The 594-nt window shown below is 67.0% G+C and carries 1 protein-coding gene and 1 pseudogene; both read left to right on the top strand.

What is annotated here, in order from left to right; translation table 11 throughout:
* Positions 1–328: pseudogene (locus RA20_RS24215) on the top strand (hypothetical protein); the annotation flags it as partial.
* On the top strand, positions 325–594 hold a 270-nt coding region (locus tag RA20_RS24210; protein WP_193748909.1), incomplete at its 3' end, for a dihydrodipicolinate synthase family protein. The pseudogene RA20_RS24215 and the gene RA20_RS24210, both read left to right, overlap by 4 nt.

Below are 594 nucleotides of genomic sequence, written 5' to 3'. Positions count from 1 at the left end.
CCCCCCCCCCCCGCCGCAGCTCTACGCCCCCGCCGCCGCCCCGCTGGAGCAGGTCACCCGGGCAGGCCAAGGCGATGCGGACGAGGCCCGCCTCACTGAGCTGGCCGAGCAGACCTGGCCGCTCGACACCCTGCTGGACGACGTCATCGCCAGCCAGGTGGCGCGCAAGCTGATCGACAACGCCCTCTCCACCGGGCGCGAGGAAATCTGGGATTTCACCCCGCGCCCCCTCACCCAGAACACCAACTATGTCCGCCGCGGCGACGCCTTCCCCGAGGTCGAGCAGCGCGGCTACCTCCCCTACAAGACCAAAAGGACCTCCTCATGAGCTACAACGTCAAACTCTCGGGCGTCATGCCCGCCCTCGTCACCCCCTTCGGCAGCGACGGCAAGGTCGACTTTAATGCCTTCGAAAAACTGCTGACCCATTTCCGCGAGGCCGGCGTCACCGGCTGGGTGCCCAACGGCTCCACCGGCGAATACTTCAGCCAGTCCACCGAGGAACGCCGCCAGGTGCTGCAGTTCGTCAAGGAATTCGCCAACGATGACGAGATCCTTATCGCCGGCACCAACGCCCCCGCCACACGCGAAGTG

Origin of the sequence: Leisingera sp. ANG-Vp, from assembly GCF_000813725.1 — a bacterium.
GTDB lineage: Bacteria > Pseudomonadota > Alphaproteobacteria > Rhodobacterales > Rhodobacteraceae > Leisingera.
The sequence above is the reverse complement of the archived record's forward strand: the minus strand, read 5'-3'. Positions and strand labels throughout refer to the sequence as shown.